23 protein-coding genes and 1 pseudogene are annotated in these 25007 nt (G+C 72.2%); 10 read left to right on the top strand and 14 right to left on the bottom strand.

What is annotated here, in order from left to right; translation table 11 throughout:
• Window positions 1-12: 12 nt before the first annotated feature.
• The 3 genes and pseudogenes from HHX41_RS20745 to HHX41_RS20735 form a co-directional block, all read right to left on the bottom strand.
• Window positions 13-1242 (bottom strand): annotated as a pseudogene (locus HHX41_RS20745) (acyltransferase family protein); the annotation flags it as partial.
• A gap of 103 nt (window positions 1243-1345) precedes the next feature.
• Window positions 1346-4033, bottom strand: coding sequence for an exo 1,3/1,4-beta-D-glucan glucohydrolase (locus HHX41_RS20740; protein ID WP_182907313.1), 2688 nt, complete (start codon window positions 4031-4033; stop codon window positions 1346-1348).
• A 116-nt stretch (window positions 4034-4149) separates the two neighbouring features.
• The gene (locus tag HHX41_RS20735; protein ID WP_182907312.1) at window positions 4150-4815 is read right to left on the bottom strand and encodes a helix-turn-helix domain-containing protein; all 666 of its coding nucleotides are present in this window, start codon (window positions 4813-4815) and stop codon (window positions 4150-4152) included.
• A gap of 77 nt (window positions 4816-4892) precedes the next feature.
• Between HHX41_RS20735 and HHX41_RS20730 the strand changes: the two genes are divergently transcribed.
• The 3 genes from HHX41_RS20730 (at window position 4893) to HHX41_RS40785 (ending at window position 9652) form a co-directional block, all read left to right on the top strand.
• The gene (locus HHX41_RS20730) at window positions 4893-6356 is read left to right on the top strand and encodes an MFS transporter (protein WP_182907311.1); all 1464 of its coding nucleotides are present in this window, start codon (window positions 4893-4895) and stop codon (window positions 6354-6356) included.
• Between the two features lie 26 nt (window positions 6357-6382).
• Window positions 6383-8050 (top strand): MBL fold metallo-hydrolase, encoded by a 1668-nt coding sequence (locus HHX41_RS20725; protein WP_182907310.1) that lies wholly within the window; start codon window positions 6383-6385, stop codon window positions 8048-8050.
• Window positions 8051-8257: 207 nt separating this feature from the next.
• Window positions 8258-9652 carry a lectin gene (locus HHX41_RS40785; RefSeq protein WP_182907309.1) on the top strand — a complete coding sequence of 465 codons (1395 nt, stop codon included), beginning with the start codon at window positions 8258-8260 and terminating at the stop codon, window positions 9650-9652.
• 11 nt (window positions 9653-9663) lie between these two features.
• On the opposite strand, the gene HHX41_RS20715 is transcribed toward HHX41_RS40785, so the two are convergent.
• The 7 genes from HHX41_RS20715 to HHX41_RS20685 form a co-directional block, all read right to left on the bottom strand.
• Window positions 9664-10380, bottom strand: coding sequence for an alpha/beta hydrolase (locus HHX41_RS20715; RefSeq protein ID WP_182907308.1), 717 nt, complete (start codon window positions 10378-10380; stop codon window positions 9664-9666).
• 65 nt (window positions 10381-10445) lie between these two features.
• Complete coding sequence (locus HHX41_RS20710) at window positions 10446-11192, bottom strand: copper homeostasis protein CutC (RefSeq protein ID WP_182907307.1); 747 nt, start codon at window positions 11190-11192, stop codon at window positions 10446-10448.
• Between the two features lie 11 nt (window positions 11193-11203).
• Complete coding sequence (locus tag HHX41_RS20705; RefSeq protein ID WP_310742102.1) at window positions 11204-12154, bottom strand: asparaginase; 951 nt, start codon at window positions 12152-12154, stop codon at window positions 11204-11206.
• Window positions 12141-12971: an amino acid ABC transporter permease gene (locus HHX41_RS20700; protein ID WP_169988404.1), complete on the bottom strand. Its 831-nt coding sequence runs from the start codon at window positions 12969-12971 to the stop codon at window positions 12141-12143. Before HHX41_RS20700 ends, HHX41_RS20705 begins: the two co-directional genes overlap by 14 nt.
• The gene (locus tag HHX41_RS20695; RefSeq protein WP_169988405.1) at window positions 12968-13612 is read right to left on the bottom strand and encodes an amino acid ABC transporter permease; all 645 of its coding nucleotides are present in this window, start codon (window positions 13610-13612) and stop codon (window positions 12968-12970) included. Before HHX41_RS20695 ends, HHX41_RS20700 begins: the two co-directional genes overlap by 4 nt.
• Entirely contained in the window at window positions 13612-14541 is a 930-nt protein-coding gene (locus HHX41_RS20690; RefSeq protein WP_169988407.1) for a glutamate ABC transporter substrate-binding protein, read from the bottom strand. The genes HHX41_RS20695 and HHX41_RS20690 overlap by 1 nt, the downstream gene beginning before the upstream one ends.
• Window positions 14542-14563: 22 nt before the next feature.
• Window positions 14564-15292 carry an amino acid ABC transporter ATP-binding protein gene (locus HHX41_RS20685; RefSeq protein ID WP_169988408.1) on the bottom strand — a complete coding sequence of 243 codons (729 nt, stop codon included), beginning with the start codon at window positions 15290-15292 and terminating at the stop codon, window positions 14564-14566.
• A gap of 104 nt (window positions 15293-15396) precedes the next feature.
• Between HHX41_RS20685 and HHX41_RS20680 the strand changes: the two genes are divergently transcribed.
• From HHX41_RS20680 to cpt, 3 genes are read left to right on the top strand one after another with little or no spacing between them, the layout of a single operon-like run.
• A complete protein-coding gene (locus HHX41_RS20680; RefSeq protein ID WP_220504287.1) occupies window positions 15397-16539 on the top strand; it encodes an ROK family protein in 1143 nt (380 codons plus the stop codon).
• A 35-nt stretch (window positions 16540-16574) separates the two neighbouring features.
• The gene (locus HHX41_RS20675; protein WP_182907305.1) at window positions 16575-17252 is read left to right on the top strand and encodes an HAD hydrolase-like protein; all 678 of its coding nucleotides are present in this window, start codon (window positions 16575-16577) and stop codon (window positions 17250-17252) included.
• Between the two features lie 60 nt (window positions 17253-17312).
• Window positions 17313-17849 (top strand): chloramphenicol phosphotransferase CPT, encoded by a 537-nt coding sequence (gene cpt / locus HHX41_RS20670; protein ID WP_182907304.1) that lies wholly within the window; start codon window positions 17313-17315, stop codon window positions 17847-17849.
• A 228-nt stretch (window positions 17850-18077) separates the two neighbouring features.
• Here the strand turns inward: cpt and glpK are convergent, their stop codons facing one another.
• Window positions 18078-19595, bottom strand: coding sequence for a glycerol kinase GlpK (gene glpK / locus HHX41_RS20665; protein WP_182907303.1), 1518 nt, complete (start codon window positions 19593-19595; stop codon window positions 18078-18080).
• A 69-nt stretch (window positions 19596-19664) separates the two neighbouring features.
• Window positions 19665-20501 carry an MIP/aquaporin family protein gene (locus HHX41_RS20660; protein WP_182907302.1) on the bottom strand — a complete coding sequence of 279 codons (837 nt, stop codon included), beginning with the start codon at window positions 20499-20501 and terminating at the stop codon, window positions 19665-19667.
• Between the two features lie 273 nt (window positions 20502-20774).
• Between HHX41_RS20660 and HHX41_RS20655 the strand changes: the two genes are divergently transcribed.
• Both HHX41_RS20655 and HHX41_RS20650 read left to right on the top strand, forming a co-directional pair.
• Complete coding sequence (locus HHX41_RS20655; protein WP_182907301.1) at window positions 20775-21554, top strand: IclR family transcriptional regulator; 780 nt, start codon at window positions 20775-20777, stop codon at window positions 21552-21554.
• A 41-nt stretch (window positions 21555-21595) separates the two neighbouring features.
• A complete protein-coding gene (locus HHX41_RS20650; protein WP_169988419.1) occupies window positions 21596-21733 on the top strand; it encodes a hypothetical protein in 138 nt (45 codons plus the stop codon).
• Here the strand turns inward: HHX41_RS20650 and HHX41_RS20645 are convergent.
• Complete coding sequence (locus tag HHX41_RS20645) at window positions 21730-21927, bottom strand: hypothetical protein (protein ID WP_169988421.1); 198 nt, start codon at window positions 21925-21927, stop codon at window positions 21730-21732. The two genes, HHX41_RS20650 and HHX41_RS20645, sit on opposite strands and share 4 nt — an antisense overlap.
• Before the next feature lie 188 nt (window positions 21928-22115).
• Here HHX41_RS20645 and HHX41_RS20640 point away from each other — a divergent pair, with 188 nt between their 5' ends.
• Complete coding sequence (locus HHX41_RS20640; protein ID WP_182907299.1) at window positions 22116-22814, top strand: class I SAM-dependent methyltransferase; 699 nt, start codon at window positions 22116-22118, stop codon at window positions 22812-22814.
• Window positions 22815-22948: 134 nt separating this feature from the next.
• Window positions 22949-24181, top strand: coding sequence for a PP2C family protein-serine/threonine phosphatase (locus HHX41_RS20635; protein ID WP_259401168.1), 1233 nt, complete (start codon window positions 22949-22951; stop codon window positions 24179-24181).
• 62 nt (window positions 24182-24243) lie between these two features.
• Here the strand turns inward: HHX41_RS20635 and HHX41_RS40780 are convergent.
• Window positions 24244-25007, bottom strand: a 764-nt coding sequence (locus tag HHX41_RS40780) for an RICIN domain-containing protein (protein ID WP_259401167.1), incomplete at its 5' end; no start/stop codon positions are given.

The raw sequence follows: 25007 nt of genomic DNA, 5'->3' as shown, positions 1-25007 counted from the left end.
CAGGGCGGAGCAGGCGAGCACCACGGCCAGCAGCAGGACGGCCATGGCCAGGCGTTCGGCGAGGGAGAACCGGCCCGGGTCCATGGTCAGCCGCCGGAGCACCTGCACGGCGAGCGGATGCAGCAGGTAGACGGAGTAGCTGATCAGGCCGAGCCACACGAGGGCGCGGGGCATCGGCCGGTGCCGCAGAAGACGGGCGGCCAGGAAGGTCGCCCACGCCGCGGCGACGGCGGTGGACCAGCCCACTGTGAACGCCAGCGCCTGGTCTCCGGGCATGCCCCAGCCGGGCCCGAAGGCCCATGCGGCGCCCACGGACGCGACCGGCACGCACGCCAGCGCCCACCCGCTCGTCCTCCAGCGCAGTTGTCCCCGGTCGAGCCGGTAGAGCACGGTGCCGGCGAACATCGTGGCGATGATGGCGAGACTCTGCCAGGCCCCGATCCGGCTGTTGGCGCCGAGCAGCACGAGAGCCAGCACGGCCGCGGCCGCGGTGCCGCACACGCGCCACCGCCCGCCGGCCGCCAGCGACGCGGCCGCCGCGAGCAGCACGACCGCCGTGATCATCACGACCTGGGCGGTGCCCGCGCCGCGCGACAGCGCGCCCGCCGGAAGCAGGCCGCCCACGGTGACGGCCGCCACGGCGAAGGCGAGCATGCCGGTCGCGCTCGCGCGGTGCACACCGGCCGTGCCCGCACGATGCACACCAGCCACGAACATCGCCGTCACGAGGAGGTAGAAGACCATCTCGTACGACAGCGTCCAGAACACGTTGACGACGCCGGGCACCTGGAGGAGGTCCTGCAGCATCGTGAGGTGCGCCAGGACCGCGGTGCCCGGGTCGTCCGCCAGCTGACGCGGCAACGGGGAGTACACGCCCTGGGCACCGAACACCGTCCCGGCCGCCGCCGCGACGAACCACAGGGGATACAGGCGGAAGACCCGGTTGATCCAGAACCCGCCGACGCTGCCGCGCCGTTCCAGCGAGACCGGCACCACGTATCCGCTGACGAGGAAGAACACCAGCACGCCGTACTGGCCGAAGTTGAACCACGGGCTGACACCCGCGCGCACCTCGGGGAACAACGCGTCCAGGCAGTGCTCGAACACCACGACGAGCGCGGCCATGCCGCGCAGCGCGTCCAGCCATCCCTGCCGCGGCGCCGGGGCCGGCGGCCGCAGCCGTGCGGACGTGGCCTCCTGCCTGACCTCGCTCCGGCGCGTTTCCACAACATCGACGGACATCCGGTCAGGCTAGTGTGTCAGTCTTGGAGAATCGTGAGTGTCCGCCGAACGGCGCTCATCAGGGACGGCGGGCCACCCCCGATGAGCGCTCCCGGTCGTGCCGCTACGTCAGGTCCGCGCAGTCGCGCGCGTCGGCGTCCTTGGCCGCGCCCGGCACCCACCGGACGTTCGCGAACGACGCGGAGAACGCGCCGTCCGTGTACACGAGGAACGGCGTGTTGACGTTCTCGAAGTCCAGGTTGGGCGCGAAGCAGGACACCGGGATCTTGACGGTCGCCTTCGCGCCCACGGGCAGCCGCTGGAACAGCGACGTCGCCACGACCTCGGCCAAGCACGGGTAGACGCAGTGCGCGCTGACGACCGTGCGGGCCGCGGGCGGCTGATGGACGATCGTGTCGAAGACCAGCGCGGCGTCGGCGTTCAGGTAGCCGCGCAGGTCGCCGCCTCCCGCCGGGTCCTGCATGTAGATCTGCGCCGCCCCGGTGCCGTTCCAGGTCACCTTCAGCCCGTCGCCCTGGACGTTCACGTCCGCCGGGACGACGGTGATCTCCGAGTGCGCCGCCTCGCCGTCCGCGCCGATCTCCGTGCCGCTCCAGTTCTCGGCCGAGCCGATCAGGCTCTTGTACGGCGCGACGTCCTGCCGGTTGTAGATCTCCAGGTCCTCGGTCGCGGTGCCGCCGCCGCCCGTGCCGCCGCAGCCGAACTCGGGCGAGGTCTCGTCGAGCGCGCCGACCGACCCGGTCTGGCCGTAGCGCAGGCCGTACCCGGCGGGGAAGAGCGGGTCGTAACCCTCCTGCCCGGGATTCAGCGGCGTCTGACAGGCGCTCCTCGGCCACGAGTACGACAGCGTGCCCGTATAGCCGGAGCCGCTCTCGCGGCTCCTGACCAGCAGGTCGGCCACGCCGCCGCCCTCGGTGCCGGGCAGCCAGGCGACCACGAACGCGTCGGAGCGGTTGAGCTCCTTGTTCACGTGCAGCGGGCGCCCGGCGACGTAGACGGTGACGACCGGCGCGCCCTTGCCGGAGACCTTGTCGAGCACCGCGAGGTCGCCGGGGTAGAGCTTGGCGGCCTCCAGCGAGCGCCGCCCGAGGTCGCCCACGCCCTCGGCGTACGGCGTCTCGCCGATCACCGCGACCACCGCGTCGTACGCCTTCGGGTCCACGCCGTCGGCGGTCTCACTGAAGGTCACGTTGGCCGCGCCGAGGACCTCCCGCAGCCCGCCGAGGATGGTCGTGCCGTTGGGGAAGTCCGCGTTGGTGTTGCCGGTGCCCTGCCAGGTGAGGCTCCAGCCGCCGGTCTGGTTCGGCATGCTGTCGGCGCTCTTGCCCACCACCAGCACCTTGGATCGGGGGGAGAGCGGGAGGACCTTGCGGTTGTTCTTCAGCAGGACCTGCGACTCCCGCACCGCCTTCCTGGCCAGCGCCCGCGCCTGGAGAGCCTGCTGCGAGCCCGCGCCGGGACGCGCGGAGGGCTTGGGCGCCTCGAACAGGCCCGCGCGCAGCTTCACCCGGAGGATGCGCGTCACCGCGTCGTCGATGCGGGACATCGGGATCTCCCCCGCCTCGACCTGGGCGACCGTGGTGGAGATGAACGCCCTCCAGTCGTTCGGCACCATGACGACGTCGATGCCGGCGTTGATCGCCCGGGCGCAGTTCGAGTTCGTGCAGCCGTCGACCTGGCCGATGCCGTTCCAGTCGGAGACGACGACGCCGTCGAAGCCCATCTTCTGCTTGAGCACCTCGGTGAGCAGCTTCCTGCTGCCGTGCGCCTTGCCCTCGGTGATGCCGAGGTCCTCGTTGGTCCAGCTGTTGAAGGACGCCATGACGGTCTGCGCCCCGGCGGCGAGCGCGCCGTAGTAGCCCTGGCCGTGGATGTTGATCATTTCGGCCTCGGACGACGGGTTGACCCCCTGGTCCTGCCCCTTGAGCGTGCCGCCGTCGCCGATGAAGTGCTTGGCCGTGGCGATGACGCCCCGGCGGCCCAGCCCCCGGGAGTCGCCGCCCTGCAGGCCGCGGACGACCTCGTAGCCGTACGCGCGGGTGATGCGCGGGTCCTCGGAGAAGCCCTCGTACGTGCGGCCCCAGCGGTCGTCCCTGACGACGGCGAGGGTCGGCGCGAAGGCCCAGTCCTGCCCGGTCGCCCGGACCTGAGCGGCGGTGGCGGCGCCGATGTCACGCAGCAGGCAGGGGTCGTGCGCGGCGCCGAGGCCGATGTTGTGCGGGAAGAGCGTCGCGCCGAAGACGTTGTTGTTGCCGTGCACGGCGTCGATGCCCCAGATCACGGGGATCTTGGTGCGGGTGTTCACCGACGCCTGCCAGTAGGCGTCGGCGAGGGTCAGCCAGTCCTGCGGGGAGGCGTGCTTGTCCCGGCCCGGCCAGGATCCGCCGCCGTTGAGCACCGAGCCGATGCCGTACCGGCCGACCTCCTCGGGGGTGATCGCGGCGATCTCCGGCTGGGTCATCTGGCCCACTTTCTCGGCCAGGGTCATCCCCGCGACGGTCTTCGCGATGCGCTTCTCGTCGGCCGGGTTCCGCTTGATCTCGCTCCTGACGGCCGGCCAGTCGGGCAGCGCGGGCAGGCGCCTGTCGATCCGGGCGCAGCCGTGGTCCATCTCCGGCGTGCCGAGCACCGGCCGGGCCGGGGGCTTGCCGGGTGACTTCGCGGGTGACTCCACGGGCGGCTTCCCGGACGGCTCGCCGGGGGTCGCCGCCGCCACGGCGCCCGGCAGCAGGGCGAGACCGGCCAGGGCGGCGAGGACGCGCCGGGGCGATCGGGTGATGACTCTGCGCATGAACGTCCGTTCTCGATGGGCCACGAGGACCAGTTCGGGTGTTACGGGCGTGTTGCGCAGATCGTCACCCCGTAAGGCCCATCGGTCAAGAGAGCGCTCTCCAATCCCGGTGGGTCTTATGGAGTGACTTCAGGCTCACCGGCGGCGGTTCCGGCGCGGGGCAGGACACGCCGGATGGCCTCATGGGACCCGGCGACCCGCAGGCCCTGTTCCTCGGCGTCGGCGAGATCGAGGCTGCCGCTGAGGAGGGCGAGGATGCGCGGCGGCGGGCCGGTGACGGTGGCGTCGGCGTCCGGGTCGGCGCCCAGGCGAAGCGAGACCCGGCCGGCGTCGGCGTCGATCACCACGGCCTGGTCCCCGGCATGGATCTGGATCGAGGACGCGGGCCGATCGGGCTCGTGGTCGGCGAGGAACATCCGCACAGGCAGGCGCAGCCACTGGCCGCGGAAGGCGTCGTCGGCCCGGTGGTCGCGCATCAGGGGTACGCCCCAGCGGCCGAGCGCGTCGATCACCGGCGCCAGTTCGGCACCCCGGTCGGTGAGCCGGAACAAGGTGGTGGCGACAGGCGGCGGGGCGTCCTCGCGTTCCACGAGACCGGCGGCCTCCAGCTCGCGCAGGCGGTCCGCGAGCAGGTTGGTGGCGATTCCCGGCAGTCCGGAGCGCAGGTCCGTGTAGCGGCACGGACCACGGGACAGGAGCTCACGCACGATCAACAGCGTCCACCGATCGCCGACGACGTCGAGTGCTTTGGCCACGGAGCAGTACTGACCATAGGAGCGCATGACCACAGCCTATCAATGGACTTGAAAGCATCACGCACTTACTTGACTTTCTTGTCTTATCGCTTTAGAAGTTCGTCATGACCAATCTCGACAGGCAGGCGGTCGCCGCGAGCGCGTCTCCCGGGCCGCCTCCCCTCACTCCGCCCCCCTTCACTCCGCCACAGGGCGCCGGTGACCCGCGTGCCGTCTTCGCCGTGCTGGCGCTGGCCGTGTTCGTCTCCACGCTCGATGTGTTCATCGTCAACATCGCGCTTCCGGCGATCCAGGCCGACTTCACGGACTCCACCGTGGCCGGGGTGTCCTGGGTCCTGAACGCCTACGCGATCGTCTTCGCCGCGCTGCTCGTGCCTGCGGGGAAACTCGGCGACGTCGTCGGCCGGCGGCGGGTCTTCACCGCCGGGTTGTTCGCGTTCGGCCTGGGTTCGGCCCTGTGCGCGGCCTCGCCGTCCCTCGGGTTCCTCGTCGCCGCCCGCATCCTGCAGGGGGCCGGAGCCGCCGCGATCACCCCGACCTCGCTCGGCCTCCTGCTGCCCTCCATCCCACCGCGGAGCCGGGCGGCCGCGATCGGCGTCTGGTCCGCCCTGGGCGCGGTCGGCGCCGCCTCGGGCCCGTCACTGGGCGGGCTCCTCACCCAGTTCAGCTGGCACTGGATCTTCATCGTCAACGTCCCCCTGACCGCGATCGTGCTCGTCGGCGCGTACCGCGTGCTGCCCGAGATCCGCGACCCCGCCCGCCCGCCGCTGCCCGACGGTCTCGGCACCCTCGTCCTGATCGCCGCTGTCTCCCTCGCCACTCTCGGCCTCGTCCAGGGGCACGCGTGGAACTGGGACGGACGGGTGATCGGCTGCTTCGCCGCCGCCGTCGTGCTCGCGGCCGTGTTCGCCGCGCGCTCCCGGCGGCACCGCGCCCCGGTCCTGGAGCTGAGCATCGTGCGCGTCCCGGCGTTCGCGCTGTCCGCTCTGTCAGCGGCCCTGTTCTCGGCCGCGTTCTCGGCGATGCTGCTCGCCAACGTGCTCTTCCTCACCGGAACCTGGCACTACTCGATCCTGCGGGCCGGGCTGGCGCTGACCCCCGGCCCCGTCGCGGCCGCCGTGTGCGCGCCGTTCGCCGGCAGGCTCGCGCAGCGCGTCGGCCCCGGGCTCGTGGGCGGTGCGGGCGCCCTGCTGTTCGGGATCGGATCGGTGATGTGGGTCGCGTTCATCGGCGTGGAACCCGCCTACTGGTCGCTGTTCTTCCCCGCCATGCTCGTCGGCGGCGGCGGAGTGGGCCTCGCCCTGCCCGCGTTCACGATCGCGGCGACCTCCACCCTGGCGCCGCAGACGCTGGCCACCGGAATCGGCGCGCAGACCATGTTCCGCCAGATCGGTTCGGCCCTCGGCGTCGCCGCCTTCGTCGCCGTCTTCGGCACCCCGACCGCGGCCACCGTGATCAGCGCTCACGACGACGTCCGCTGGTTCATGATCGCTTCGGCGGCCGGCGCCGCCCTCGCACTCGCACTCATCCGGCGGCCCGGCGGCGCCGACCGGCACCCGGCGCGCTGACAGCGCGATCAGATCGGAGAAGAGACATGAACGAAGAGATCGCGGCGCTCTCCCGGGTCGCCACGTGGCCGAACGCCGACCGGCGCATCAGAATCGTGCTGGCCAGCCAGTTCACGGCTGCCGGGCTCGACGCGGAAGGGTTCGAATTCTTCGCGGAGCTGTCGTCCCGGACGCCGGGCGACGGGCTCCTGCTGGCGCTCGCCGGCGCCTTCCAGTCCCGGTTGGACGGCCAGGCCGAGGCGGCGATCGCCAAGCTCGACGCCGCCACCATGCTGGACCTCGGGCTCCCCCACTACTACCGCGGGATCTCGCTGGCCGGCCTGCCCGGGTGCGCGGGCCGCGCGGAGACCGTGGTCGCGGATCTGGAGTTCGTCCTCATGGTGAAGGACCAGTTCCCGCCGGGCTTCATGCGGCCCGTCCACGCGGCGCTGTCACGCGCGTACGACCTGCTCGGGCGCGCCGAGGACGCCGCGCGGGCCCGCGACCGGGCCGGTCACCTGATCACCGACTACTGGGCGAATCCCGAGGACGGGTTCCGCTTCGTCCCCCCGCGCCTGGTCGAACACGCACCGGGCGTTCACGTGGCGCAGGGCTACGACTTCGCCGACGTGGGCTTCGTCGTCACCGGCACCGGAGTGGTCGCCGTCGACGCCGCCAGTACGCCCGAGCACGCGGCCGCGGCGCTCCGCGAACTCCGCGAGATCACCGAGCTGCCCGTCACCCACGTGATCCTCACGCACGCCCATCTGGACCATGTCGGCGGCCTCGACGCCCTCACGGCCGACGGCGCCACGGTGATCGCCCAGGCGAACTTCCCCCGCGAGCTCGCGCTCCAGAACTCCGGTCCGCCGCCGCTCGGCTACTACCTGCCGCGCGGCCACGGCCGTCAGGCCCACGTCGCCCCCGGCCGGCTGGTGGACGCCGTGGAGAAGCTGACAATCGGCGGCGTGGACTTCACACTCATCCCGATCGCGGGAGGAGAGACCGAGGACGGGCTGGTCATCCACCTCCCGAATCTGGAAGTGGCCTTCGTCGGCGACATGTGCATGCCCTACCTCGGCTCGCCGACCCTCGCGGAAGGCTCACCGCAGGGCCTGTTCGACGCCATGCGGGCGGTCATCGACCTGCGGCCGCGCACGCTCGTCCACGGGCACCCGGCGCTGACCGAGAACTACCCCATCGAGGCCTTTCCCGGGCTGCTGGCGGCACTGCGCGACCTGGAGCGGGTCATCACGGCCGGGATCTCGGACGGCCTGACACTCGCCGAGATCCTGCGACTCGACCACCTGCCGGACGTTCTCAGGGACCATCCCGCGGCGGTCATGCCCTACCTGGTCACCCGCGACAACTTCGTCCAGCGCGTGCACCGCCAGCGGACCGGCTACTGGCACCGAAGCGGCGAGGGTGTCGAGCTCTTCACGTCCGCCGAGCTGTCGGGCGCGCTGGACCTGCTGGGCGGCCGGAGCGCGGCGGCCTTCGTCACGGCGGGCCTCGAGCTCGCCCGGCGCGGCCGGCATCCGCTGGCCCTGCACGTCGTCGACCTGGGACTGCTCAGCCACGCCGGCGCTCCCGGACTCGTCGGCCTGCGGCAGAGCCTGCTGGAGTCGATGGTCGCGCGGAACCAGCTGCTCAACCCGTTCAAGTTCATGCACTACGCCTCACTCGCCGGTCTGGAACTGGAACCGGCCGAGTGACGGGCGACATCCTCCCGGGCACCTTCGATGCCGGGCCGGCGGCACCGCCTGGTGAAAGTTTCGGGTCGTCCGGCCGCGGAGGACGGCCGAGGCCGAGGTCACCGCGGGTGGGACAGCCGACGCGAAGAGCCGGGCATTGCCTCCGCCCCCGGACCGTGTCTATGGTCCGGGGACGCCCGAAGCCGCGTCCACCCAGGTGAGGCACCCATGAGACGCATACGCGCGTGGTTCACGGCCCTCGGCACAGCCGTCCTGATGATCGCCGGGCTGCTCGCGCCCGCCCCGGGGTTCGCCGCCGCCGCGACGCTCCGCCCCGGTGTCCTGTGGTACGACACGGCGGGCAACCGGTTGCAGGCCCACGGCGCCGGCGTGTTCAAGGTCGGTTCGACCTACTACATGGTCGGCGAGGACAAGACCGCCGGCGCCACGTTCACCGCGGTCGCCTGCTACTCCTCCACCGATATGGCCACCTGGACCCGGGTGGGCAACGCGCTGAGCCGGCAGAGCAGCGGCGACCTCGCGGCCGGGCGCATCGTGGAGCGGCCGAAGGTGATCTACAACTCCACGACCGGGCAGTACGTGATGTGGGTGCACATCGACAACTCCTCCTACGGCGACGCGCGGGCGGGCGTGGCCACCAGCCCGACGCCGTGCGGGTCGTACACCTACCGCGGCTCCTCGCGTCCGCTGGGGTTCGAGAGCCGGGACCTGGGCCTGTTCAAGGACGACGACGGCACGGCGTACCTGCTGACCGAGGACCGCAGCCACGGCCTGCGCATCGACCGGCTCTCCGCCGACTACACCCAGGCCGTGAGCACGACCGCGGTGCTCGCCGACCTGGAGTCCCCGGCGATGGTCAAGGTGAACGGACGGTACTTCCTGTTCGCCTCGCACCTGACGGGCTGGTCCACCAACGACAACGTCTACGCCACCGCGACCTCCCTGTCCGGGCCGTGGAGCGGGTTCACCACGTTCGCCCCCGGCGGCAGCCGCACGTTCGACTCCCAGACCTCCTCCGTCGTGCCCGTCTCGGGTTCGTCGGGCACCACCTACGTCTACGTCGGCGACCGGTGGAACCCCAATGACCTGAACAGCTCGACGCCCGTCTGGCTGCCGCTCACGATCAACGGCGCCACCGCCTCGATGAACGCGTTCTACGACTCCTGGACCATCGACACGGCGACCGGCACCTGGGCGGCCGCGCCGGCCCCGCAGAGCTTCACACTCGTCGGCGGCCAGTCGGGACGCTGCCTCGACGTCGCCGGCGGCGCCGCCGCCAACGGCTCGACCGCGCAGATCTACGACTGCAACGGCGGCGCGGGCCAGAAGTGGTCCCTCACCTCCTCCGGGGAGCTACGCACCTTCGGCGGGACCAAGTGCCTGGACGTGTTCGACCAGCGGACCACGGCGGGCTCCCCGGTGGGCATCTGGGACTGCAACGGCGGCGCCAACCAGAAGTGGACGGTCAACTCCACCGGCACCGTCGTCGGCGTCCAGTCGGGCCTGTGCCTGGACGTGAACGGCAACCAGACGGCCAACGGCGCCAAGGTGCAGATCTGGACGTGCAACGGCGGCGCGAACCAGAGGTGGACCCGCGTCTGAGACTCGCGGAGTCAGGACGGCGAGCCTCCGATCCACCAGCGGACGGCCGCGGCGGCCGTCTGCAGCGGCACCTGGTGCCCGCCGCGGAACTCCTCGTACGTCACCTCGTAACCGCTCTCCCTCAGCTCGGGGACGAGCCGTCTGCTGCACACGTCGATCGGCAGCACCCGGTCGGAGGCGCCGTGCGAGACGAAGATTCGGGGACGGCCGTGCCGGATCATCGGGGCCATGAATCCCGGCGAGAACGCGAGCACGGCCTGGAACAGGTCGCCGTTGGCCACCCCCAGCGACAGCGCGTAGGAGGCGCCGTCGGAGAAACCGGCCACGGCCACCGCGCCAACGTCGACGGCCACGCGGGAGAACGCCTCCTCCAGCGCGGCGTCGATCCTGGAGACGTCCGCGCCGTACCCGCCGACGATGACGTCCCAAGTGGCGGAGACGGACTGCGGCGCGAGCAGCAGCACGCCGAGATCCCCGGCCTGGGGAAGCAGCCACTCCAGCGCCTGCTCCGCGGTGCCACCCGCGCCGTGCAGCACGACGGCGAGCGGGGACGGCCCGGCCGCCGGGGCGGGCGGCACGGAGAGCAGGGCGCGCCCGTCCAGGCGGTGCACCCCCGGTTCGGGAGGGGACGCCGCCCGTGCGACGGCCACCGGGCGGGCGGACAACCGGCCGTGCCGCACGCCCTCCTCGGGCCCCGGATGGGGCCGGCTCCGCTCCGGCGTGGCCATCGGCCTCACCCCCCGCCCACGGGTCTACCCCTCCTGCCCGCGGGTCACCGCGATGCGGCCCGGCTTCAGCCGCGGGCGGCGGTGATCACCTCCGCGACCAGGGCCGGCGAGGTGACCTTGCGGACGTACTCGGGCTGGCGCAGTTCGCCGCCCATGAAGGGGTACGGGTTGCGGTGGACGGCCGGGCTGGGCTCGTCCACGAGGGCGGCGAAGTGGATCTCCCGTGCCCCGGTCGCCTCGACCACCCGGCTCACGTTGCGCGGGGTGATGCCGCCGCCGGGCATGACGACAAGCCCGTCGCCGGCCCGCCGGACGAGGTCGGCGATCAGCGGCGCGCCCTCCAGGGCGGAGCTGTCCTGTCCGGAGGTGAGCACCCGGTCGACCCCCAGTCCTGCCAGCGTCTCCAGCGCGGCGAACGGGTCGGCCGTCATGTCGAAGGCCCGGTGGAAGGTGACAGACAGCCCTCCGGCCGCGTCGATCAGGCGCTTGGACACCTCGGTGTCCACCTCCCCCGCCGGCGTGAGCGCCCCGATCACGACGCCCTGCGCCCCGGCGTCGCGCACCGCCGCCACGTCGCGGACCATGGCCGCGACCTCGTGCTCGTCGTAGACGAAGTCGCCCCCACGAGGCCGGATGATCACGTGGACCCGGATCGACGAGACCGCCGCCAGCGTGGCCTCGACCGTGCCGAGGGTGGGCGTCAGGCCGCCCTCGAACAACGCGGCGCACAACTCCACGCGGTGCGCGCCCGCGCGCTCGGCCGCCAGCGCCCCGGCCGTGCTGTCGATGCAGATCTCGTACGTCAGGCTCATGCTCTCCCCCATCAGAACGTCGCGTGAATCTCGCCGACCGGGACTCCCCCGCCCAGCACCGGAACGGTCGTGAACTCGGCCGCCGCCGAGACGTCCGCGCCCGCGGCCCGCAGGGCGGCGAGCGCGACGGCGGTCGTCGCCCGGGGGCCGCCGTCGATCGCCTTGACGGCCGCCGCGTGCCCGGTGGCGAGCGCCACGACCAGCACTCCCTCGGCGCCGCCCTTCACCACGGCGCCGGGCAGCGCCCGCATCAGCCGGGTGTTCACGTGTCCGGTCCCGCCGACGTACTCGGGGTGGGCCCGCATGGCGTCGGCGACCGCGCGCGGCGGCGTCCCCGGCGCGGACACGGCCAAGGCGCGTACGGCGCGGGCCAGGCCCGTCAGCGAGATCCCGAACAGCGGCGCGCCGCATCCGTCGACGGCGACGTGGGCGGCCTTCTCCCCCGACAGATCCTCCACCACCGACCTGACCCGCTCCTGCACGAAGTGGCCGGTGTCGAGATAGCCGGCGGTGGGCGCGCCCGCGGCGACGGCGGCGGCGAGCATCGCGGCGTGCTTGCCCGAGCAGTTCATCCGCTCACGCGACGGCCCGAGGCCCGCCCTGACCAGGGCCTGCCGGGCGGCCTCGTCCTCCGGCCAGTCGGCCGGGCAGCGCAGGTCGCCGAAGCCGAGCCCGGCGTCGCCGAGGATCTCGGCCACGAGCCGCACGTGGAAGTCCTCGCCCGTGTGGCTGCCCGCGGCGATCGCGAGCGCGGGGCCCTGCAGGTGGGCCCCGGCGAGCAGGCAGGCGAGGGCCTGGAACGGCTTGGCCGACGAGCGGGGCAGCACCGGCGCGTGCACCGGGCCGCGCGCGACGGCGACCTCGCCGCCGGCCGAGAGCGCGACCGCGCTGCCGAAGTGGACGCTCTCCACGAAACCGGAGCGCACGACCTCCGCGAGCGGGGCGTATTCAGCGAGGGACACGGATGATCCTCCTGCGCGGCCCACCCCTGCCCGCCACGGAGCGGTCGAGGGAACGGGCGAGCGCGGACAGCGACGCGTTGACCACGAGGTAGACCAGCGCGACGACGATGTACGTCTGGATGAGCAGGCCGTTGTAGTTGGCGAGGACCTTGCCGCTGTAGAGCAGCTCGGCGTAGCTGACGACGAAGCCCAGAGAGGTGTCCTTCAGCAGGCCCACCGACTGGCTGACGATCGACGGCAGCACCCGGCGGGCCGCCTGCGGCAGCACGACCAGCCGCATCGACTGCCCGTGGGTGAGCCCGAGGGCGAGGGCGGCCTCCCCTTGCCCCCGCTCGACGGACATGACCCCGGCCCGGAAGATCTCGGCGAACGCCGCCGCGTTGGACACGGCCAGCGGCACCACGAGCTTCCAGAACAGCGGGAGGTCCAGGCCGTACCTCGGCAGCGCGAACAGCACGAGGTAGACCAGCAGCAGCGCCGGGATCGTCCGCACGGCCTCGACGTACGCGGCGGCCGGCAGGCGGACGGCGCGGCGCCGCGACAGCCGCCCGAGCGCGAGGGCGAGCCCGCCCGCCATCGCGATCGCGGCGGACACGACGGCGGCCAGCGCGGTGGACCACAGCCCCCCGAGCAGGTAGCGCCACATCGGCCAGGTCGCGTACGGCTGCCAGCGCTCGGCGGCGAGCTGCCCATTGGCGGCGAACTGGCGCACGGCCAGGGCCACCAGGGCGAGCAGCACCAGCACGCCCGCGACGGTGGCGAGGCGGATGCGGCGGCGGGCGCGCGGGCCCGGCTCGTCGAACAGCAGGTTGCTCACCGCGCCACCGCCAGCCGCCGTTCGAGCCGCCCGGTCACGAACCCGGCGCAGGCGGCGACCGCCGCGTACGCCAGGCCCGCTCCGACGAAGATCGGGATGGGCTGCGCCTCCAGCAGGTTCACCCGGTTGGCGGCGGCGGTCAGCTCGACCACGCCCACGGCCGCCGCGAGCGAGGTGTTCATCGTGAGCGCGATGAAGATGTTGCCGATCGGCTGTACGACCGTGCGCAGCGCCTGCGGCAGCACGACGTGCCGCAGCGACTGGCCGAACGTCAGCCCCAGCGCCCGGGCGGCCTCGCCCTGGCCCGAGGAGATCGCGTTGACGCCCGAGCGGAGGGCCTCGGCGATGTAGGCGCCCTCGTACAGCGCGATGACCACGATGGCGGTGGTGGTCAGGCCGGCCTTGAGCCCGATCTCGGGCAGGCCGAAGACCGCGAGCACGAGCAGCACGAGCAGTGGGAGGTTCTGCAGGGTCTCGACGTAGACGGTCGCGACCGTGCGCAGCACCGGGACCGGCCCGACCCGCATCGCCACGATCACGAGCCCCACGGCCGCGGCGCCGACGAACGACGCCGCGGTCATCTGGAGGGTCACGACCAGCCCCTGCCAGAACTCGGGCAGGTGATCAAGCAGCGCCGACATCAGGAACCCGGCACCGACCCGATCTCGGGCGGCGTCGGGGCCTCACCCTGCACGACGGTGCCGAGGGAGTTCTTCCAGATGCCCTGCCAGACCCCGTTGGCCTGGATCTTCTTCAGCCAGTCGTTGACGAACGACTTGAACTGGTCGTCGCCGTGCTTGAGGCCGATGCCGTACGGGTCCTGGGTGAACGGCTTGCTCACGACCTGCAGCTCGGGGTCCTTCTTGGCGTCGGCGACGAGCAGCGTCTCGTCCTGGACGTAGGCGACGCCGCGGTCCTGCTTGAGCGCCTGGACGCACTCGGGGTCGCCGCCGAACGTGATGATCTTCGCCTGCGGCGCGAGCTTCTTGATCGCGGGGATCGCCGGGGTGTTGGCCCCGGCGATGACGGTCTTGCCGTTCAGGTCCTGCGGCGAGGAGATCCCCGTCGTGCCCTTCTTGACCGCGATGGACAGACCCGAGGAGTAGTACGGCCCGGCGAAGGAGACCTGCTCGGCCCGCTCCGGCGTGATCGTGTAGGTCTGGAAGACCACGTCCACGGTGCCGTTGCTCAGCAGCGCCTCGCGGGTCTCGGACGCCGAGTTGACGATCTTCACCTTCGGCTGCCCGATGATGTACTTGGCCAGCGCCTTGCCGAGGTCGGCGTCGAAGCCCTCCACCTCGCCGGTCGCGGGGTTCTGCTGGGACAGCAGCGGCGCGTCGAGCGAGCCCCCGACGATCAGCTCGCCGCGCTGCTTGATCTTCTCCATCGTCGAGCCGGGCAGGATGTCCGCGGCGGCGGCCACCGGCGCGTCGGCGAGCACGCCGCTCCCGCCGCCCTCGCTCGGGGCCGCGCCCGGCACGGCGGAGCTCGCCGAGTCCGTTCCGGCACAGGCCGTCAGGCCGGCCATCGCCACGGCGGCGACAGCGGCCACCCGCTTAATGGACACCATCGGGGTCCACCATCCTTTGCGATCAGTGCGTGAGTACCTTGGCCAGGAAGTCCCTGGCCCGATCGGTGCTGGGCGAGTCGAAGAAGGCGTTCGGCTCTCCCGTCTCGACGATCCGGCCGCCGTCCATGAACACCACGCGGTCGGCCGCGCGGCGCGCGAACCCCATCTCGTGGGTGACGACGACCATGGTCATGCCGTCGGCGGCCAGTCCCGTCATCACGTCGAGGACCTCGCCGACCATCTCCGGGTCGAGCGCCGAGGTGGGCTCGTCGAAGAGCATGGCCTTGGGCCGCATGGCGAGCGCGCGGGCGATGGCGGCGCGCTGCTGCTGGCCGCCCGACAGCCGCGCGGGCTGCTTGCCGGCCTGCTCCGCGATGCCGACCCGGGCCAGCAGCTCGTGGGCGGTCCGCTCGGCCTCGGCACGGCTCACGCCGCGCACCTTCATCGGCGCGAGCATCACGTTCTCCAGCACGGTCTTGTGCTGGAAGAGGTTGAAGTTCTGGAAGACCATCCCCACGTCGGCCCGCAGCCGGGCCAGCGCGCGGCCCTCCTCGGGCACGGGGACGCCGTCGACGAGGATCTCGCCCGAGTCCGCCGCCTCCAGCCGGTTGAGGCACCGGCACAGCGTCGACTTGCCGGACCCGGAGGGGCCGATCACCACCACGACCTCGCCGCGCGCCACGTCGAGATCGACGTCGTGCAGCACATGGTGCTCACCGAACCACTTGTTGAGGCCTCGTACCCGAATCATCGCCAACTTCCTTCGAAATCGAAGATAGGCCGGACCGTAATGGATGATTCTGGGCGAAGTCAACGCGATGGCGCAGAAAGTCAAGACGTGGTATTCCTTCCTCCATGCCAGGCAAAGAGAGGTTGCCGGTGCGGGGGGCGCAGGGCGACCTTCTGCGCCTCGTCGCCGCGGGCCACGCCGAATCGCGGGCCGAGCTCGCCCGTCTGTCCGGCCTGGCGGCCTCCAGCGTCTCGCTGCGCGTCGAGGAACTGATCGGCAGCGGGCTGCTGGTGGAGGAGGGCGCGGGCACCTCGCGCGGCGGCCGGCGACCCCGGCGGCTGCGGCTCAGCCCCGGCGCGGGACTGCTCGCGGTCGCCGACCTCGGCGCGCACCACGCGCGACTCGGCCTCCTCGACCTCAGCGGCACCCCGCTGGTGGTCGAGGAGCGCCCCTGCGACATCCTGGAGGGCCCCGAGGCGACCATCGACTGGATGGCCGCCGCGTTCGAGGACCTGCTGGCCGCGCACGCCCCGCCCGGGGTCCCGCTGCGCGGCGTCGGCACCGGCGTCCCCGGGCCCGTCGACCCGGCGACCGGCCGGGTCGTCGCGCCCTCGCGCATGCCCGGCTGGAACAACTTCCCCGTCGCGGACCGCCTCGCCGCGCACTTCGACCTGCCGGTGCTGGTGGAGAACGACGCCAACCTGATGGCGGCCGGGGAGGCCAGGGCGTGGCCGAAGTGCGAGACGCTGATGGTGCTCAAGGCCGGCAGCGGCATCGGCTGCGGTGTGATCGTGAACGGCGCGCTGCACCGGGGGCGTGGCGCGGCCGGGGACATCAGCCACGTACGGGTCAGGAGCGACTCGTCGGTCACCTGCTCCTGCGGCCATGACGACTGCCTGGAGGCCTACGCCAGCGGCGCGGCCCTCATGAGCGTGCTGGGCGAGCAGGGCATCGAGGTCCGCCGGCCGGCCGACGTCGTCGCGCTGGTCGAGAACGGGGTGCCCGAGGCCACCGCCCTCGTACGCAACGCCGGGCGGCTCATCGGCGAGGTGCTCACCGTACTGGTCAACTTCATCAATCCCGACGCGATCGTGGTCGGCGGCAGCCTGTCGCCGGCCGAGCCGCTGATCGCGTCGATCCGCGCGGCGGTGTACGAGCGATGCCTGCCGCTGGCCACCCGCGACCTGGAGATCTCCACCACCCGGTCGGGCCCCGACGCCGCCCTGCTCGGCGCCGGATCCCTGCTGCTCGACGCCGTGCTCGCCTGAGCTCGTTCATCCGACCCCGAAGGGACGCCCCTCACGTGACCCGGTACTGCCTCTTCGACCTCGACGGCACGCTGACCGATCCCGAGGCAGGCATCGTCGCCTCGATGCGGCACGCCCTGTCCGCGGCCGGCGTCGCGGAGGTGGAGCACGGGCGGCTCCGCGCCATGATCGGCCCTCCTCTCCAGGACGGATTCCTGCGGCTCGGCGTGCCGCGGGACCGGGTCGCCGACGCCGTCCACGCGTACCGCGAGCGCTACACCGCGGGCGGCATGTACGAGAACGAGGTCATCGCCGGAATCCCCGCCGTGCTGGAGGCTCTCGTCGCCGGCGGCTGGACCCTGGCGGTGGCGACGTCGAAGCCGGCCGTCTACGCCGAGAAGATCCTGGTCCACTTCGGGCTCGACGGCTTCTTCGCGTACGTGGCCGGGGCGACGCTGGACGGGTCCCGGCGGCACAAGGCGGACGTCATCCGCCACGCGCTCGACGTCCTCGGCGCCCCGCCCGAGGCGGCCGTCATGATCGGTGACCGCGGCGAGGACGTCGCCGGCGCGGCCGAGTGCGGCGTGCGGTGCGTCGCGGTGACGTGGGGGTTCGGCGACGCGGCCGAGTTCGCCGCCCCCGGCGTCATCGCCGTCGCGGACACCCCCGCGCGCCTTCTCGACGTGCTCACGCGGACGGCGGCGGGCGATCCTCCGGCAGGCGTGGCGTCGTAGCACGGCGTCAGCCGGAAAACGGCTTCGCGTATCGGTGACCGGGCCTCTACCGTGGACGCCGTGACGACTCAGGTGATCGTGCTCAACGGCGGATCGAGCGCGGGCAAGTCCGAGATCGTGCGGCACCTGCAGGCCGTCCTGCCGCGCCCGTGGCTCGCCTTCGGGGTCGACTCGCTCATCGAGGCGATGCCCCGGTCCATGCAGGCCACGGATGCGGGGATCGAGTTCGCCCCCGACGGCGCGGTGGACGTCGGCCCGGAGTTCATGGCGCTGCAGTCGGCGTGGATGGAGGGGATCGCGGCGATGGTCCGCGCCGGAGCCCCGGTGATCATCGACGACGTCTTCCTCGGCGCGGCGGCGACCCAGCGACGCTGGCAGCGCGTTCTCGGCGGACTGGACGTCCTGTGGGTCGGCGTCAGGTGTGACAGCGCGGTCGCCACCGAGCGTGAGAGGGCCCGCGGGGACCGGATCGCGGGAATGGCCGCGACGCAGGCGAAGATGGTTCACGAAGGTGTGGTCTACGACCTGGAAGTGGACACCACGCACACCGCCTCCCTGACGTGCGCGAAGATCATCGCCGCTCGTGTGACGACGTAGGCCGGTGCCGCCTCCGGCGACGGCCCGCGCCCTCGTGACCGTGACCTTGACCGCCACGGCGGTCTCGACCTGAACGGCGAACGGGCCGGGACCGCCGAGTCCACGTGGAACGGCCACCTAGGCCGCGTGCCGCGCCGGAGTCGCCGCCGCGAGGCGTACGGCGTCGGCCGCGGCGTCGTCCCGCTCGCGCCGCGCCGCCAGGTCGGCCTCCACGCCCCTTCAGGCAGGTCAGTCGACGTCGACCCAGTCGAGCGTCCGCTGGACGGCCTTGCGCCATCCGGCGTAACCGCGCTCGCGCCGCTCGTCGCTCCAGGTGGGCTCCCAGCGGCGGTCCTCGTGCCAGTTCCGCTTGAGGTCGTCGGTGGACTTCCAGAAGCCGACGGCGAGCCCGGCGGCGTACGCGGCGCCGAGCGCGGTGGTCTCGGCGACCACCGGACGCGACACCGGGACGCCGAGGATGTCGGCCTGCAGCTGCATGCACAGCTCGTTGGCCGTCACGCCGCCGTCCACCCGCAGCACGTCGAGGACGACGCCGGAGTCCTGCTCCATCGCGCCGACCACGTCCTTGGTCTGGTAGCAGATCGACTCGAGCGTGGCGCGGGCCAGGTGGGCGTTGGTGTTGTAGCGGGACAGGCCGACGATGGCCCCCCGGGCGTCGGAGCGCCAGTAGGGCGCGAACAGGCCGGAGAAGGCGGGCACGAAGTAGACGCCGCCGTTGTCCTCGACCTGCCGGGCGAGCGCCTCACTCTGCGACGCCCCGGAGATGATGCCGAGCTGGTCGCGCAGCCACTGCACGGCCGAGCCGGTGACCGCGATCGATCCCTCGAGGGCGTACACGGGCTCGGCCGAGCCGAACTGGTAGCAGACCGTGGTGAGCAGGCCGTGCTGGGAGCGCACGAGCTCGGTTCCGGTGTTGAGCAGCAGGAAGTTGCCGGTGCCGTAGGTGTTCTTGGCCGTGCCGGGCTCGAAGCACACCTGGCCGACGGTCGCGGCCTGCTGGTCGCCGAGGTCGCCCGCGAGGGGGACCTCCCCGCCGAGCGGGCCGCCCGCGCGGGTCACGCCGTACAGGTCGGGGTTGGAGGAGGGACGGATCTCGGGGAGCATCCGGCGGGGGACGCCGAAGAACGACAGCAGCTCGTCGTCCCAGTCGAGCGTCTCCAGGTTCATCAGCATCGTGCGGCTGGCGTTGGTGGGGTCGGTGACGTGGACGCCGCCGTCGACGCCGCCCGTCAGGTTCCACAGCAGCCAGGTGTCGGTGTTGCCGAAGATCGCGTCACCGCGCTCGGCGGCCTCGCGGACACCGGGAACGTTCTCCAGGATCCACTGGATCTTGCCGCCGGAGAAGTAGGTGGCGGGCGGCAGGCCGGCCTTGCGCCGGATAACCTCGCCCTTGCCCTCCCGCTCCAGGGCGGAGGCGATGCGGTCGGTGCGGGTGTCCTGCCAGACGATGGCGTTGTAGTACGGGCGGCCGGTCCGCCGGTCCCAGACGACGGTGGTCTCGCGCTGGTTGGTGATGCCGAGCGCCACGAGATCGGAGGCCTGCAGGCCCGCGGTCCGCATCGCGGTCTCGACGACCGCCCGGGTGCGCTCCCAGATCTCGGTCGGGTTGTGCTCGACCCAGCCCGCCTGCGGCAGGATCTGCTGGTGTTCCAGCTGGTGGCGGGCGACCTCGTTGCCGCCGTGGTCGAAGATCATAAAGCGGGTGCTGGTCGTCCCCTGGTCGACCGCGCCGACGTAGTCTGCCATTCTCGTTACGCCTCTCGTCTCGTGTGAGCTCGGGTGAGCCGGGCGTTGCTGGTCTCGGCCTGGGGGTGATCAGCCGGCCTGCGCGGCGGGCTCCGGCGTACGGCCGGGCTCGGGCGCGTCCGTACGCGGCAGGAATCGGGCGACCAGGAGCTGGTAGAGCCCGGCGCCGACGACGCCGCCGACCAGCGGGCCGATGATCGGCACCCAGAAGTAGAGCCCACCGTACTGGTCGCGGAACGCCGAGCCGTACCCCGTGAAGAACGAGGCGAGGCGCGGGCCGAAGTCACGAGCGGGGTTGATGGCGTAGCCGGCGTCGGTCCCCCACGCCATGCCGATCGCGACCACGAGCAGGCCGACGATGACCGGCGCGAGGTTGGCGAGCGGCGCCGAGTTGCGCTCGTCGGAGATCGCGAAGATCAGGAACAGCAGGATCGCCGTGCCGATGATCTGGTCGCGCAGCGCACCCCACTGGGTGACCGGCAGCGTGCCGTTGCCGGGGAGGGTGGAGAAGACCCCCTGCGTCTTGATCGTGTGCCCGGGGTCCACCTTGGCCAGGACCTCGGCGTAGTTCCACCGCACGAGCAGCGCCGCCACGAAGGCGCCCGCCGTCTGCGCCAGCGCGTACGGCAGGACCTTGCGCCAGGAGAAGCCCTTGAAGACGGCGAGGGCGACCGTGACGGCCGGGTTGAGGTGGGCGCCGCTGAGACGGGCGGCCGTGTAGACGCCGAGGGTCACCCCCAGCCCCCACGCCCACGCGATGCTGTCGTGGTCGCCGATGCCTCCGGCCGTCACCTGGGCCACGACGCCGACACCGAACAGGATGAGGATCGCCGTGCCCGCGAACTCGGCCGCGAGCTCACCCGCGAATGGATTGAGCAGCCGCCGTTCGCCTCGCCCTTCCGCCATGTCTCCTCCTTGACAATGCCCGTCACGTCTCCGAAATGCCGGATGTGAGCGCCGCCCGTTGTCCGGACGTTAAACGCCCTCCAAGGAAGCGTCAACGAAAGATCGTCGGCATTGTCGAACACACTGGTCACACTCGGATCGCCGTACGCTCCTCCGGCATGACGCGAAACCTCACGACTCGCGCAGGCCCGTCCGGCGACGGGAGACGCTTAGTAGAGCTCGGCGGAATGTCGGCAGTGTCGAACATCCGCCGACGCGGCTAGGATCCGGGGCGTGCCGGGTCCGGTCCAGTCCATCGAGCGCGCCGCCGCCGTCCTGCGGCTCCTCGCCCAGGGATCGGGGCGGCTCGGCCTCACCGAGATCGCGAACTCCCTGGGGCTGGCCCGCGGCACGGCGCACGGCATCCTGCGCACCCTCCAGCTCGTCGGCTTCGTCGAGCAGGACGAGGCGACCGGCAAGTACCAGCTCGGCGCCGCGCTGCTACACCTGGGCGCCAGCTACCTCGACGTGAACGAGCTCCGCTCGCGGGCGATCAACTGGGCCGACGCCCTGGCCGCGCGCAGCGGCGAGGCGGTGCGGATCGGCACCCACCTCCAGGGCAAGGTCCTGGTGGTCCATCACGTCTTCCGGCCCGACGACAGCCTGCAGACGCTCGACGTCGGCATGCTCCTGCCCATGCACGCCACGGCGATCGGCAAGGTGCTGCTCGCCTACGACGCCAACGCGGCCGCCGCCCTCCAGGACGCGGTGCGGGGCGGGGAGCTGGAGCAGTTCACCCGCCGCACCGTGCGTACGCAGAGGGAGATGTCCCGCGTGCTCGCGGCCGTGCGCGAGCACGGCTGGGCGTCCGACGCCGACGAGACGGGCATGGGCGAGGCGGGGGTGGCGGCCCCGATCCGGGGGTACGGGGGACGCGTGGTGGGCGCGATGGGCATCTCCGGCGCCACCGAGCGGATCTGCGACTCCACCCGGCGTCCCCGTCCCGAGCTGGTGGGCTATGTGCGCGACGCGGCGCGGGCCGTCTCCCGCGACCTCGGCGCCTCCCGCTGGTGACCCTCCCCGCCCCACACGCATCCGCCCGGTGGCAGGCCGCCGTGACCCAGCGTCATGTCACACCGGGGATGGACCCCCGGCGGCGCGAGAACTACAACCGGCGGCGGGCGGCCGAGCGCGCCCTCGACTGGATCAAGCCCGCCGCCACGCCTCGTCGCGGGACGCCGGACCGGACCTAGGATGTCGGGCCGATGTCGGGCTCGGGCTCGGGCATCGCCGACTCCTCGCCGGTCGCCGGCGGCGTCTCGGCGGCCGGCGTCTCGAGGTCGGACGCACCGCCGATCATCTCCTCCAGGCCGCCGTCGTCCGGCTCGGGCGTCAGCGGCTCCGGCGAGGTGCCCCTCGCGTCGCGCGCTCCGGATCTGTCCGCCACCACGTCCGCGTCTCCTCCCACGTGTCCTCTCCGCTGTCCGCCGGTCCCCCCGGTCCGCGGATCGCGCATGACCGCTCACCTGCCCCCGTCGTACGGCCTTCATTCATCCTCGCAAAGGCCCCTCATGCGTACGGCCCGGCCTCCCCCGGGTAGACGACAGGTGATCCGAGCGGCGAGGAGTGGACGGGATGGACAGGCGGCGGCGTGACCTGGTCGACCGGGACCTGGAGGAGGCGGCGGCGGACCTGCTGGCGCACGATTCCCGCCTGCGCGGCCTGGACATGCGGGTCCGCTTCGACGGCGGGGTGGCGCACGTCGAGGGCGACGTGCGGGCCGCCGACGATCTCGCCGTGCTACGCGAGCGCCTCGGCCGTCTGGCGGGGGTGCTGGCGGTGTGGGACAGGGTGCGGGTCTCGGGCGTCATGCCCCGGGTCGTCGACCTCGGCTGCGGCGGCACCAAGCAGCACCGCGACAATCTCGGCGTCGACCTTCACCCCGGCCCGGCGGTGGACGTGCTGGCCGACCTGGCGCGCGGGGTGCCGCTGGCGGACGAGTCGGTGGACCAGGTCTTCGTGGTGCACGTGCTGGAGCACCTGGCCGACTTTCTGCCCCTGCTGCGCGAGTGCCACCGCGTCCTGCGGCCCGGTGGCGTGCTGCACGTCCTCGCGCCCTGGTGGCGGCACGTCAACGCGGTGGCCGACCCCACGCACGTCCGGCTGATCGACGTGCAGACGTTCAAGCACCTGTGCCGTCCCGACGACGCGGGCCGGTGCTGGTATCCACTGCTGGTGACGCGCGACGAGTCCACGGTCTTCGCGGACCTGGTCCCGGCGAAGGGCGGCCGGGAGCCCGGCGGGGAGCGGCGGCTGGCCCGCTTCTTCGACTGAGCGGGCGCCGGTTCGTGAGGGCCTGCCGCTGGGGAGTGAGGTAATGCCTTGCTCAAGATGTTCTCCCGATCCGGTTCGCTCCACGAGTTGTGCAGCATCGTGGGTAGATGGTGTGCGACCACGGGGGTGGACAGATGGAGCAGGGCATCCCCGATTCCCGGGACCGGGGGCTGCTGCGCGCCCTGGCCGGGATGCTGGAGGACAGCCATCTGATGGCGTTCGAGGACATCCCGTCGCTGATCGGCCGCTACAAACGCGAAGTGGGCTTCGAGGAGATCGGCGTCTACCTCGCCGACCTGCAGCAGACCGTCCTGCGCCGTTTGTGCGCCCCCGGCGAGGAGGACGCCCAGCCGGAGGAGCTCAAGATCGACACCACGCTCGCCGGGCGTGCCCTCCAGGAGGTGCGCACGCTACGGGGCGGCCCGGAGGGCGACGCCCCGGGGCAGTGGTGGGTCCCCCTGCTGGACGGCACCGAGCGTCTCGGCGTGCTCCATATGGCCCCCGGATCGGAGGACGACGGACTCGAGGAGCGCATGCGGCACGTGGCGTCCCTCATGGCGTTGATAATCGTGAGCAAGCGCTCGTTCAGCGACTGGCACGCGCGTCTCGTCCGGAGCCGCCCGATGCACGTGGCGGCGGAGATGCAGTGGAACCTGATGCCGCCGCTGACCTTCGCCACGCCGGCGGTGACGATCGGCGCCGTGCTGGAACCGGCGTACGAGATCGGCGGCGACGCCTTCGACTACTCCACCTCCGGCGCCGTCGCGCACGTCGGGATCTTCGACGCGATGGGTCACGACGTGTCGGCCGGGCTGACCGCCAACCTCGCCGTGGCCGCCTGCCGCAACCACCGCCGGCAGGACATGGACCTGGTGCGCAACAGCGAGGCGATCGAGAGAATTCTGATCGACGAGTTCGGCCGGGGCGACCGCTTCGTGACCGCGGTCGTCGGCGACCTCGACCTCGGGACCGGCGTGTTCACCTGGGTCAACCGCGGCCACCACGCGCCGGTGCTGATCCGCCACGGCCGCTGGACCTCCACCCTGAACTGCCCGCCGGCGCACCCGATGGGGCTCGACCTCGGCCTGCCCGTCACGCTCTGCCGCGAGCAGCTGGAGCCCGGCGACCGGATCCTGCTGTACACCGACGGCATCACCGAGATGCGCAGCCCCGACAGCGGAGAGTTCGGCCTGGGCCGGTTCGTCGAGTTCATGATCAAGCAGAACGCCGCCGGGTTGCCGGTGCCCGAGACGCTGCGCCGCCTGATCCGGACCGTGATGGAGTATCACGACAACCGGCTGCACGACGACGCCACCGTGCTGCTCGTCGAGTGGCACGGCAGCGCGCACGAGAAGCTCAGCGCCTGAGCGCGATCGGAGGGAGACCTCCGGTGCGGGACGTGCCGCACCGGAGGCTCGCGGGGTGTGGCCTATCTGTTCCAGGTCCACTTCTGGTTGGTGCCGCCGTGGCAGGAGTACAGCTGGATCTTGGTGCCGTTGCCGGTGCCGGCTCCGACGGCGTCGAGGCACAGCCCGGACTGGACGCCCTGGATGCTGCCGTCGGAGTTGACGCGCCACTTCTGGTTGTCGCCCCCCCAGCAGCTGTAGATCTGGACCTTGGCCCCGTTGCCGGTGCCGGCCGCGTCTAGGCACTTGTTGCCGTACACCCGGATCTCGCCCGCGGAGGTGGACGTCCAGGTCTGGTTGGTCTGGCCGTTGCAGTCCCACAGCTGCACCTGCGTGCCGTCCGCGGTGCTCGCGCCGGTCACGTCCAGGCACCGGCCGGAGCTCGTCCCCTTGATCGGCCCGCTACCGCCGCCGGAGGTCGGGGTCACGGTCGGGCTGGGGGACGGGCTACCGACGGGTGACGGGCTGGGGGACGACGACGGCGTGGTGCCGTCGAGGCCGAGGAAGGAGATGGCGTAGGCGATCTGGCCGTTCATCGGCAGCTGGTGGCCGACGCCGGAGATGCTGATGCCTTCGACGGTGGCCTGGGTGCCGGTGTTGCCGTAGCGGGTGCGGGTCCACGACGACTGCGGGTAATCGGTGAAGGACGGGGTCTGGCTCAGCCCGTTCAGGTTGGTCCACTGTTTGATCTCCTCGCCGAAGTTCGGGTAGGCGAGGGTGGTGTCGGTGGTGCCGTGCCACAGCTGCATGCGGGGGTAGCGGCCGGTGTAGCCGGGGTACATCGCCC

This window comes from Microbispora sp. H13382 (assembly GCF_014161445.1).
In the GTDB taxonomy this organism is placed as follows: domain Bacteria; phylum Actinomycetota; class Actinomycetes; order Streptosporangiales; family Streptosporangiaceae; genus Microbispora.
Note: the sequence above shows the minus strand (reverse complement) of the source record. Positions and strands in the feature narration are given on the sequence as shown.

Coding starts and splice junctions, on each gene's coding strand:
- HHX41_RS20740 (WP_182907313.1), bottom strand. CDS start 4,033: ATGCGCAGAGTCATCACCCGATCGCCCCGGCGCGTCCTCGCCGCCCTG.
- HHX41_RS20735 (WP_182907312.1), bottom strand. CDS start 4,815: ATGCGCTCCTATGGTCAGTACTGCTCCGTGGCCAAAGCACTCGACGTC.
- HHX41_RS20730 (WP_182907311.1), top strand. CDS start 4,893: ATGACCAATCTCGACAGGCAGGCGGTCGCCGCGAGCGCGTCTCCCGGG.
- HHX41_RS20725 (WP_182907310.1), top strand. CDS start 6,383: ATGAACGAAGAGATCGCGGCGCTCTCCCGGGTCGCCACGTGGCCGAAC.
- HHX41_RS40785 (WP_182907309.1), top strand. CDS start 8,258: ATGAGACGCATACGCGCGTGGTTCACGGCCCTCGGCACAGCCGTCCTG.
- HHX41_RS20715 (WP_182907308.1), bottom strand. CDS start 10,380: ATGGCCACGCCGGAGCGGAGCCGGCCCCATCCGGGGCCCGAGGAGGGC.
- HHX41_RS20710 (WP_182907307.1), bottom strand. CDS start 11,192: ATGAGCCTGACGTACGAGATCTGCATCGACAGCACGGCCGGGGCGCTG.
- HHX41_RS20695 (WP_169988405.1), bottom strand. CDS start 13,612: ATGTCGGCGCTGCTTGATCACCTGCCCGAGTTCTGGCAGGGGCTGGTC.
- HHX41_RS20690 (WP_169988407.1), bottom strand. CDS start 14,541: ATGGTGTCCATTAAGCGGGTGGCCGCTGTCGCCGCCGTGGCGATGGCC.
- HHX41_RS20685 (WP_169988408.1), bottom strand. CDS start 15,292: ATGATTCGGGTACGAGGCCTCAACAAGTGGTTCGGTGAGCACCATGTG.
- HHX41_RS20680 (WP_220504287.1), top strand. CDS start 15,397: ATGCCAGGCAAAGAGAGGTTGCCGGTGCGGGGGGCGCAGGGCGACCTT.
- glpK (WP_182907303.1), bottom strand. CDS start 19,595: ATGGCAGACTACGTCGGCGCGGTCGACCAGGGGACGACCAGCACCCGC.
- HHX41_RS20660 (WP_182907302.1), bottom strand. CDS start 20,501: ATGGCGGAAGGGCGAGGCGAACGGCGGCTGCTCAATCCATTCGCGGGT.
- HHX41_RS20640 (WP_182907299.1), top strand. CDS start 22,116: ATGGACAGGCGGCGGCGTGACCTGGTCGACCGGGACCTGGAGGAGGCG.
- HHX41_RS20635 (WP_259401168.1), top strand. CDS start 22,949: ATGGAGCAGGGCATCCCCGATTCCCGGGACCGGGGGCTGCTGCGCGCC.